At 49.4% G+C, this 4,689-nt stretch carries 3 protein-coding genes; 1 reads left to right on the top strand and 2 read right to left on the bottom strand.

Features of this window, described 5'->3' with window-relative positions:
• The first annotated feature begins 278 nt into the window (after positions 1 to 278).
• A complete protein-coding gene (locus AC3DKE_RS09490; protein WP_487990533.1) occupies positions 279 to 1,400 on the top strand; it encodes a zinc-binding dehydrogenase in 1,122 nt (373 codons plus the stop codon).
• A gap of 161 nt (positions 1,401 to 1,561) precedes the next feature.
• Here AC3DKE_RS09490 and AC3DKE_RS09485 read toward each other — a convergent pair whose 3' ends face one another.
• On the bottom strand, positions 1,562 to 2,236 hold the full coding sequence (locus tag AC3DKE_RS09485; RefSeq protein ID WP_487990532.1) for a haloacid dehalogenase type II: 675 nt from the start codon (positions 2,234 to 2,236) through the stop codon (positions 1,562 to 1,564).
• A gap of 98 nt (positions 2,237 to 2,334) precedes the next feature.
• The coding region (locus AC3DKE_RS09480; protein ID WP_487990531.1) for an efflux RND transporter permease subunit at positions 2,335 to 4,689 on the bottom strand (2,355 nt) is incomplete at its 5' end.

The raw sequence follows: 4,689 nt of genomic DNA, 5'->3' as shown, positions 1-4,689 counted from the left end.
ACACTACCTACCCTAAATCTTCTCATCGGCAGCCACCCGATCTATGCGATAGCGAACTGTTAACTTGTCAATACTGATCATGGTGCTCAGGGAGTCAGAACATGAGGAGGAAAGACTGGCCAAACTGGAGAGCAACCCGGTCACCCCCGAGACGACGGAGATTGAAGGCGAAAATAATTAAATATTTAGCTCGCCTGCACCGGATATTTAACTAAATACTCCGTAGGTGGGATTCAATCAGAGTTTCCCTGCTTAACTTTTCCCAGGAGTCAAAAAACATGACGGACACAAACCTACAACTCACATCAACGATCACCGACGACAACAAACTGGAACTTGCTCTTCGCGAAATAGAGATCCCCCAGCCCGGCGAAAATCAGGTCGTGATCCAGATGCAGGCTTGCCCTCTCAACCCATCTGACTTGGGTGTGATGTTTGGTCTGGCCGACATGACTACTGCCATCCAATCCGGCAGCGCAGATCGCCCTGTCATCAGGGCCGAAGTACCCGCCAAATTTATGAGCGCTCTTAAGGCCCGGGTTGGCAAGTCTTTACCCGTAGGCAACGAAGGCGCTGGCAAGGTCATTGCTACCGGCTCATCAGCCGCCGCAAAAAGCCTGATGGGGAAAACTGTTGCGGTCATTGGTGGCGGAACCTACCGTAAATATTTATGTGCCGATGTTCGAAGTTGTTTGGAAATGGCGCCGGGCACTAGCGCCACTGAAGCAGCCTCCAGCTTCGTTAATCCACTGACTGCACTGGCCATGGTTGAGACCATGCGTGCCGAAGGCCATAAGGCCATCGTGCATGCAGCGGCGGCATCCAACCTTGGGCAGATGCTCAATCGCATCTGTATCGCCGACGGCATCGATTTGGTCAACATTGTGCGCAAGCCAGAACAGGAAACCCTGCTGCGTGACATGGGTGCCAAATACATCGTCAATTCCAGCAATGACAGTTTCTACGCCGACCTGACCGCAGCGCTCATTGCCACCGGCGCCACTATCGCCTTCGACCCCATTGGTGGCGGCAAATTGGCTAGCGATATTCTTACCTGCATGGAAGCTGCTGCCTCGCGCAATATGACCGAGTACAGCGTATATGGCACTGATGTGTACAAGCAGGTTTATATCTATGGCGCATTGGATCGCGGCCCTATCACCCTGAATCGCAGCTTTGGCTTTGCATGGGGTGTTAACGGCTTCCTGCTTTTCAACGTGCTGGGGAAATTGGGTGCGCAAACCAATATTGCCATGCGTAAGCGTATTGCTGAAGAAATTACCACTACCTTCGCCAGTCACTACACCCATGAGGTGTCATTGGCAGAAGCCTTGCATCTGGACAATATTGCTAAGTACGCCAAGCAGGCAACGGGCGAGAAATTCCTGATTAAGCTATAGGAAATACAGAGGCACCTTACTCAGCGGGCAAAGGGTCCGGTCTTGTTTTTTGCCCGAATTACCAATCGGAGCGGAAAATATCAAGGCCTGACCCAAACCTCTTCGCGGTACTCATGGGGAAATTATCTCAACCGGCGAGTTAACTTGTCAGTACCATATTTTTATAGATACGCTTCTACAATTTGATCAACTATGCCATCCATAGTATTTGATTGAATGTCTGGCTTTAAATAGAAAGGATGGTAAGGAGTATCGGTACGATTTATGTAGGCAGCATTTAGACCAACAGATAAAGCACCATGCGTATCCCAATCATGAGTCGCAACAAGACAAAGATTTTCTACAGACTCGCCTAAGACATTAGCCGCAAATTTGTACACATTTGGATCTGGTTTAAAACTTCCTGTTTCTTCGACAGATATAATTTCATCGAAAAAACTTGTTAGCCCAGCATTTTTTATTTGGGCAGAAATAAGGCTCAATGATGAGTTAGAAAAAGCTACTACTTTAAACCCATTTGAGCGTAGCTTACTTAGCGCATCCTTAATATCTGAATGTGGTTGTAAACTAGAAAATGCACTTAAAAGCTCATTACGCTTTAACTCAGATAGCTGTAAATCGTAATTTTCCGCAGTTGATTCAAGCATGGAATCTGCGAGTTTAGAAAAGTTTGTTTTAACATTTGTAATAACGCAAACCGCTGAAGTATGTAGTAATTTCGAAAACCATAGTGATAAAGCTTCTTCACTACCGAAAGCATCATTGAATTTTGGTTGCAAAGACTTAAGGTTTAGAACTGTCTCGTTTATATCAAAAAGAATTATTTTATTTCTCATATACTACTCTTTGCCTCACTTTACGCTAAAAAATATAGCTTAGTTTATGCTGCAGCACAGTACTGACAAGTTAAATTACAAACTCAGCAATAATCGATCTATTTGATACGGACCTCGCCGCGGCGCATGAAGTAGAAAGCCACCGGCACCACCAGCATCGATAATAATGGCGCTGTTAACATGCCACCAATCATGGGCGCGGCAATCCGTTGCATGACCTCCGAGCCAGCGGCACTACCCCACATAATGGGCAGCAAGCCGGCAATAATCACTGCAACTGTCATGGCTTTGGGGCGCACACGCAATAAGGCGCCCTCATGAATTGCATCCAATAAATCAGCTTGCGAACAAAGACCTTGCGAGACACGACGCTGCCACGCTTGCTTCAAATACAGCAGCATGATGACACCAAACTCCGCTGCGACGCCCGCTAAAGCAATGAAGCCAACGCCACTAGCCACCGATAGATGATGTCCCAAAAGCCACAAAAGCCAAACACCACCAGCTAATGCACAGGGCATGGTGAGCATGATCAACAAGGCTTCATCAAAGCGTCGAAAGGTCATGTATAGCAAGATAAAAATAATCATCAGCGTGCCCGGCACAACCCACATCAGACGCGCAGTTGCTCGCTCTAAAAACTCAAACTGCCCCGACCACGAGATCGCGTAGGCCGGAGGCAGTTTAATAGAGGCGGCAACGGCTTTTTGCATATCGTTAACGGCAGAGCGTAAATCACGGCCGCGCACATCGACATAGACCCAGCCAGATAGCCGTGCATTCTCACTGCGCAACATTGGAGGCCCGTCGACAATGCGTAACGACGCCACATCGGCTAGACGAATCTGAGCGCCGGTCGCCGTGACAATGGGCAGATTCTCTAAAGAGGCCAGCGAATCTCTATTTTCGCGCGGGTAGCGCACGTTAATGGGGAAGCGCTGCAGGCCCTCAACGGTTTCACCGATATTTGCACCGCCAATGGCTGAGCTCACGATGCTTTGAACATCGGCAATGGACATGCCATAGCGAGCAGCAGCGGCGCGCCGAATATCCACATCGATATATCGCGCCCCGGTTAAACGCTCTGCCAAAACCGAACTCACACCAGGCACTGGCTTTAGCACGCGCTCAATTTCGGCAGTCAAATGATCGATCTCAGTCATGCTAGCGCCAGATACTTTGACGCCAACCGGGCTTTTGATGCCCGTCGCCAACATATCAATTCGGTTGCGAATGGGCGGCACCCAGATATTAGATAAACCCGGCACTCGCACCACCCGATCTAGCTCCTCAACCAGCTTGTCTGACGTCATGCCCGCACGCCATTGTTCTCTAGGCTTAAAGCGTATGGTGGTTTCAAACATCGTAATAGGCGCGGGATCCGTTGCGGTATCCGCGCGCCCTGCTTTGCCAAAAACACTCTCCACCTCTGGCACGGTTTTAATAAGTCGGTCCGTTTGCTGAAGTAACTGCGAAGCCTTGGCAACCGATAAGCCGGGCAATGCCGATGGCATATAGAGCAAGTCGCCCTCATCCAATGGCGGCATAAACTCACCACCTAACCGTGATAGCGGCCACAGGCTTAGCATGACCACCAATGCGGTTATCCCAAGCGTTGCCATTGGGTGTTTAAGCACCGTATTCAAGACAGGCTCGTAGACTCGAATTAAGCCTCTATTGATTGGATTATCACGTTCGTTGGGAATACGCCCTCGCAATAAATAGCCCATCAGCACAGGAATTAAGGTAATCGCCAAGCCAGCTGAGGCTGCCATTGCGTAAGTTTTCGTGAATGCTAGCGGCGCAAACAACCGCCCCTCTTGAGCTTGCAAGGAAAACACCGGCACAAATGACAAGGTGATAATCAGCAATGAGAAAAATAAGGCTGGTCCCACCTCCACAGCAGACTCTGTGATCAGCTGCCATCGCGAAGCACTATCTGGCTCTGCCCCATCATGCTCATGTCGCCAAGCCTCGAGATGCTTATGCGCATTTTCCACCATGACAATGGCAGCATCGACCATTGCGCCAATGGCAATCGCGATACCGCCTAGCGACATGATATTGGCGTCGATACCCTGCATGCGCATGATAATAAATGCCGTTAAGATGCCTATCGGCAGCGAAATAATGGCAACCAAGGCCGATCTAAAATGAAAGAGAAATAGCGCGCAGACCAAGGCTACAACAAGAAACTCTTCAAGTAGTTTTGTCGTTAGATTACTCACCGCACTCTTGATCAGCTGAGAACGGTCATAAACCGGAACCACTTCAACACCCGCCGGCAAACTGGCTTGCAAGCTTTTCAGCTTCGCCTTCACTGCCGCAATGGTACTGAGTGCATTACTCCCCGAGCGCATGATAATCACGCCACCGGCGACCTCACCCTCACCATTTAACTCGGCAATGCCACGACGCATCTCCGGCCCTATCTGGATACGAGCCACATCGCC

Source organism: Paraperlucidibaca sp., assembly GCF_982810325.1.
Note: the sequence above shows the minus strand (reverse complement) of the source record. Positions and strands in the feature narration are given on the sequence as shown.

Bases quoted from the DNA above. Each gene is read 5' to 3' on its own strand.
- AC3DKE_RS09485 (WP_487990532.1), bottom strand. From the start codon at position 2,236: ATGAGAAATAAAATAATTCTTTTTGATATAAACGAGACAGTTCTAAAC.
- AC3DKE_RS09490 (WP_487990533.1), top strand. From the start codon at position 279: ATGACGGACACAAACCTACAACTCACATCAACGATCACCGACGACAAC.